This window comes from uncultured Schumannella sp. (genome assembly GCF_905479755.1).
In the GTDB taxonomy this organism is placed as follows: Bacteria; Actinomycetota; Actinomycetes; order Actinomycetales; family Microbacteriaceae; genus DCRR01.
Genome location: NZ_CAJQNT010000018.1, coordinates 1 through 5,806, shown reverse-complemented (window position 1 = coordinate 5,806; position 5,806 = coordinate 1). Strand labels below are relative to the sequence as shown.

3 protein-coding genes are annotated in these 5,806 nt (G+C 71.4%); 2 read left to right on the top strand and 1 reads right to left on the bottom strand.

Translation table 11 applies throughout. The features are described from left to right. Positions 1-23 precede the first annotated feature (23 nt). Complete coding sequence (locus QZ258_RS05405) at positions 24-3,488, bottom strand: bifunctional proline dehydrogenase/L-glutamate gamma-semialdehyde dehydrogenase (protein WP_294179667.1); 3,465 nt, start codon at positions 3,486-3,488, stop codon at positions 24-26. 140 nt (positions 3,489-3,628) lie between these two features. Between QZ258_RS05405 and QZ258_RS05400 the strand changes: the two genes are divergently transcribed. Next, entirely contained in the window at positions 3,629-4,096 is a 468-nt protein-coding gene (locus tag QZ258_RS05400; protein WP_294179666.1) for a MarR family winged helix-turn-helix transcriptional regulator, read from the top strand. Then, the gene (locus QZ258_RS05395) at positions 4,093-5,664 is read left to right on the top strand and encodes an NAD(P)/FAD-dependent oxidoreductase (protein WP_294179665.1); all 1,572 of its coding nucleotides are present in this window, start codon (positions 4,093-4,095) and stop codon (positions 5,662-5,664) included. Before QZ258_RS05400 ends, QZ258_RS05395 begins: the two co-directional genes overlap by 4 nt. The last annotated feature ends 142 nt before the right edge of the window (positions 5,665-5,806 follow it).

Here is a 5,806-nt window from a genome sequence, read left to right as displayed (position 1 = left end):
CGGCGCGCGCGGCGCAGCGCGCGCTACACCCGCAGGTCGAGGAACCCGCGGTCGGGGTTGCCGAAGCGGTGCGCCGTCACCGAGACCGCCTGCTCACGGAGGAACGCGAGCAGCTCGATCCGTCCGGCCGTGGTGACCGGTCCGTCCCAGATCGCGACGTCGGGGTCGCCCTCGATCGCCTCGCGCAGCTCGGCTGCGAGGGTGCGCGTCGCTGAGACGAGCCGGATGCGGTGCGGCCGTTCGTCGCTCGTGCGCGAAACCCAGGCGGCATCTGACTCGACGAGGATGCGGTCGGTGCGCAACTCGCCGAAGTCGGCATCGAGCAACGGGACGAGTGCCGCCGGGAGCGGGCGCGAGGAGCTCAACGTCAGCGGCGAGCGCGCGAGTGCCGCCGCCGCGAGCAGTCGCGCGAACTCGGCGATCGACCCGTCGGCGGTCAGCCGCAGTTCGATCGCGGCGGGGCGGTAGCGCAGCACGTTGCGTTCGACACCGAGTTCGGAGGCATCCCGCGAGACGCCGAACTCGGCGTCCCACGCGGCCGCGTCGCGGAAGGCGCCGCGGCGCACGAAGTCGAACCCGGCGTAGTCGAGCGCGGGCTGCACGGCCTCGACGACGGCGCGCACGCGATCGTCGAGTCCGTCCAGGCGCAGGTCGCCGTCGGGTTCTTCGACCACCGGCTCCCAGTCGCCGAGCACGAGCAGCGTGTTCGGTCCGCCGGCCTTCGCCCCGGTGCCGACGGAGGAGCGCTTCCAGCCGCCGAACGGCTGCCGCCGCACGATCGCCCCCGTGATCGGCCGGTTCACGTAAAGGTTGCCGGCCTCGACCTCGGCAAGCCACTGCGACACCTCGGCCGGATCCAAGGAGTGGATGCCCGCCGTCAGCCCGTAGTCGACGTCGTTCTGCAGCGTGATCGCATCATCGAGATCGGAGGCGGCCATGAGCCCCAGCACGGGCCCGAAGAACTCGACCCGATGCGTCGTGCTGCCCGGCGCCACCCGGTCGCGCACCCCCGGCGACCACAACCGGTCGGTGCCGTCGAGCTGCCGCGGTTTCACGAGCCAGCTCTCCCCCTCTTCGAGTTCGGTGAGGGCGCGTTCGAGCTTGCCGTGCGGCGGTTCGACGAGCGGTCCGACGAGCGTCGCCGGGTCGTCGGCAGGCCCGACGGCGAGGCTCGCGACGGCGTCGGTGAGCTGGCGGCGGAACCGCTCCGAGCGGGCCACCGAGCCGACCAGAATCGCGAGCGAGGCCGCCGAACACTTCTGCCCCGCGTTGCCGAAGGCGCTCTTGACCAGGTCGCTCACCGCGAGGTCGAGGTCGGCGCTGGGGGTGATGATGATCGCGTTCTTGCCGCTGGCTTCGGCCAGCAGCGGCAGGTCGTGCTTCCAGGAGCGGAACAGCGCGGCGGTCTCGAATCCGCCGGTGAGCACGACGCGCCCCACTTCCGGCGCGGTGACCAGCCGCTGGCCCAGTTCGCCCTCCTCCACGTCGACCAGGCTGAACAGGTCGCGCGGGATGCCCGCCTCCCAGATCGCTTCGGCAAGCACCGCTCCCGAGCGTCGCGCCTGCGGGGCGGGTTTCAGGATGGCGGCGCTGCCCGCGGCGAGCGCCGCGAGCACCCCGCCGGCGGGGATCGACACCGGGAAGTTCCAGGGTGGCGTGATGAGGATGACGCCGGCGGGCACGAACTTGGCGCCTTCGATCGCGTCGAGTTCGCGCGCACGCTCGGCGTAGTAGCGCGCGAAGTCGACCGCTTCGCTGACTTCCACGTCCGCCTCTGCGACGGTCTTGCCGGTCTCGGCCGCCATCACTTCGACCAGCCGGCCGCGGAACGCGGCGAGCGAGTCGCCGACACGCTCGAGCAGCGCCGCCCGATCGTCGCTGGAGGCGCGCCCCCAGTCGCGCCCGGCGCCGGCCGCCGCCGTCACGGTCGCCTGCAGCGCCTCGTCGGTGTCGATCCGCGCGGCCTCGAGGGTGGCGACCCCGAGCGTCGAGTGCAGGCTGCGTTCGAGCGCCGCGGTCGCCCACGCCCGGTTCGGCGCCCGCGAGGGGTCGGTGTCGGGCTCGTTGTCGAAGGGCCGGAGACTCCACGGCAGGTCGGGCGTCATCCGATTCTGGACGCGCATCGAGTCCGGAATGGATGCGGACAGCAGCGCGAGCGCCGAACGGAACCGGTTCGCTTCCCGCTCGAAGATCGCCGGGTCATCCAGCTGGAACGCTCCGGAGAGGAAGTTCTCGGTGCTCGCGTTCTCTTCCAGGCGGCGCACCAGGTAGCTGATGGCGCTGTCAAACTCGTCGCCGTGCACGACCGGCGTGTAGAGCAGGATGCCGCCCGACTGCGCGCGCAGGGCCTCCTGGTGCGCGGAAGCCATTCCGAGCAGCATCTCGATGTCGACGCGATCGGTGACGCCCCGTCGCTCGGCGAGCAGCCAGGCGAATGCGAGGTCGAACAGGTTGTGGCCGGCGACGCCGATCCGCACCGCCTCGGCATTGCGCGGCCGCAGGGCGTAGTCGAGCAGGCGCTTGTAGTGCGCGTCGGTCGCGGTTTTGGTCGGCCAGGTGGCGAGCGGCCAGCCGTGCACTGCCGCGTCGACGCGCTCCATCGCGAGGTTGGCACCTTTGACGATGCGCACCTTGATGCCCGCGCCCCCTTCGCGGCGACGGTTGCGGGCCCAGCCGGTGAGCTCTTCGAGCGCGCCGAGCGCATCCGGCAGGTAGGCCTGCAGCACGATGCCCGCCTCGAGGTTTCGGAACTCTTCGCGCTCGAGCAGCCGCGTGAAGACCGCGATCGTCAGGTCGAGGTCGCGGAACTCTTCCATGTCGAGGTTGATGAACTTGGGACTCGGCGCCTCGGCGGCCTGCCGGTACAGCGGGACGAGCCGTTCGATCACGCGGTCGACGGTGTGTTCGAACCCCCACATCGACAGCTGGCTGACGACCGAGGAGACCTTGATCGAGACGTAGTCGACGTCGGCGCGGGCCAGCAGCGCGCGCGTGCCGTCGAGGCGCCGCTCCGCTTCGCGTTCGCCGAGCACCGCCTCTCCGAGCAGGTTGACGTTGAGTCGGGCGCCCCCGGCGCGCAGCTTCGCGAGGGTGCGCCCGAGCCGCCGGGGATGCGCATCCACGACGAGGTGGCCGACCATCCGCCGGAACACGGCGCGCGCGATCGGCACGATCGGCCAGGGCAGCAGGATGCCGAACCCGCCGCCGAGCACCACGGCGAGTCGGAGGAACCAGGGCAGGAAGTCGGGCACCTGGCGCGACAGTGCCTCGAGGTTGCGTGCGGCGATTCGGAGGTCTTCGGGGCGCACGACGCGGTCGACGAAACCGATCGTGAACTCGAGGCCGCGCGGATCCTGGAGCAACCCCGCGAGCCGTTCGGCGTTGGCGTCGGCGCGATGACTCGCACTGCGACGCAACCAGCGCTCGACGAGTTCGATCGTCTCCTCGGCCGTCGGAAGCTCGGTCGCAAGTTCGGGTTCCGGCACCATGGAGTCGAGAATAGGGCGCGCGGATGCGCTCAGTCGCTGTCCAGCCGGGATTCAGTGGAAACCTGCGGATGCCGCAATTCCCGGGCACACCGGTGTCGCGTGCCGCAATTTTCTGGCGTGCGACCGCGTAGCATGACGGCATGGCGGAGGCGGGCATGCTCGACCCGGACGACTGGGCGCTCTGGCGCTCCTACATGATGATGACGATGCATCTGGATCGGGCGCTCGAACGCCAGACGCATGCGGACGCGGGACTGTCGCAGGCCGACTACGCGGTGCTTCAGGCGCTGGTTCCGGTCGCCGAGAAGCGGCGTCGCTCGGGCGATCTCGTCGAGGTGCTCGCCTGGGACAAGAGCCGCGTCTCCCATCAGGTGCGCCGGATGGAGTCCCGCGGCCTCGTGGCGCGCACCCCCTGCGACGACGACCTGCGCGGCACCTGGGTGGAGGTGACGACGGAGGGGCGCCGCGCGTTCCTGCGGGCGACGCGCGGCCACGGCGAGACGATTCGCGCCCTGTTCTTCGAGGGCCTCACCGCCGCCGAGCGCTCGGCGCTGGAGTCGGTCACCGCACGCATCCTTTCTCGTCTCGGCGCGGCGAGCGCGCCGTGACCGGCAGCCCCGTGACCGGCACCGAGCGCGCCGATGTCGTCGTGGTCGGCGGCGGCCACAACGGTCTGACGGCCGCGGCCTATCTCGCCCGCGCGGGCCTGCGGGTGGTCGTGCTGGAGCGGCTCGATCAGTTCGGCGGGGCCGCCGTGTCGGTCGAGCCGTTCGAGGGCGTCGCGGCGCGCCTGTCGCGCTACTCCTATCTGGTGAGCTTGCTTCCCCGCCGGATCATCACCGACCTGGGCCTCGACATCACGCTCGCGCGTCGCCGTTTCTCGTCGTACACGCCTGTGCCGGGTGAGGATCGCGGCCTGCTGATCGACACCGGGGATGCCGGCGCCACCGAGGCGTCGTTCGCCTCGATCGGCGCGCGCACCGATGCGGCCGCGTGGGGGGAGTTCTCGGCCGGCACCGGCCGTCTCGCTCGCGCGCTCTTCCCGACGATGACGGAACCGTTGCCGACGCGCGGCGAGGCCCGCGCGCTCCTCGGCGACGACGCCCTCTGGGATGCGCTCGTCGAGCAGCCGATTGGTGCCGCCATCGAGCGCACCTTCGCCTCCGATCTGGTGCGCGGAGTCGTGCTCACCGACGCCCTGATCGGCACGTTCGCTGAGCCGGTGGATGCAACGCTCGCCGCCAACCGCTGTTTCGTCTACCACGCGATCGGCGGCGGCACGGGCGACTGGGATGTGCCGGTCGGCGGCATGCAGAGTGTGAGCGGGGCGCTGTGGCGCGCGGCCCTCGACGCGGGGGCCGAGCTCCGGCACAGCGCCGAGGTGACGAGCATCACCCCCGAGGGCGAGGTCGCGTACACGCGTGATGGTGCCGAGCACAGGATCGCCGCCGGCCGGGTGCTCGCCAACGTGACCCCGTTCGAGCTCGCGCGTTTGCTCGGCGAGGAGGCGCCGCGCGCCGAGGGCGCGCAGGTGAAGGTGAATGTGCTGCTTTCGCGGCTTCCCCGCCTGCGGGAGTCGGGGGTGGATGCCGCCGCCGCATTCGGCGGCACCTTCCACGCGAACGAGGGCTGGGTTTCACTCGGGGCGGCCCATGCGGCGGCGAGCGCGGGGCGCATCCCCGACCCTCTTCCGCTGGAGATCTACTGCCACTCGCTCACCGACCCGACGATCCTCTCCCCGGAGCTGGCGGCGAGCGGCGCGCACACGATGACGGTGTTCGGGCTGCAAGTGCCCGACCGGCTGATCACGGCCGAGAACAACGACGCACGTCGCGCGGAGCTGGAGGCGGCGGTGTTCCGCTCGCTCGACGCGGTGCTCGGGGAACCGCTCGCCGATGTGGTGTTGCGCGACGCCGCGGGCCGCCCGTGCGTGGAGACGAAGACGACGCTCGATCTCGAACTGGCCCTCGGCATGACCGGGGGCAACATCTTTCACGGGCCGCTCGAGTGGCCCTTCCTCGAGGAGGAGGCGCCGCGCGCCACCGCGGCCGAGCGCTGGGGCGTCGCGACCGAGCACGCGCGGATCCTGCGCTGCGGTGCGGGGGCTCAGCGCGGCGGCGGCGTCAGCGGGCTCGGCGGCCACAACGCGGCCATGGCGGTGCTGGAGGGCGTCTAGTTGTACTCAGCAGTGACCTTGGTGACAGTTCGGGTCTTGTGAAACAGGAGAACCTCCGGGCTTAGTGGAGATGTCTAACGTCTTCACAATCACACGGAGGTTCTCGTGTCCCAGGGTAGGTCTGTTCGTCCGCGTCTCAACG

Excerpts from the sequence above, each read along its gene's own strand:
- QZ258_RS05400 (WP_294179666.1), top strand. The coding sequence starts at position 3,629 with ATGGCGGAGGCGGGCATGCTCGACCCGGACGACTGGGCGCTCTGGCGC.
- QZ258_RS05405 (WP_294179667.1), bottom strand. The coding sequence starts at position 3,488 with ATGGTGCCGGAACCCGAACTTGCGACCGAGCTTCCGACGGCCGAGGAG.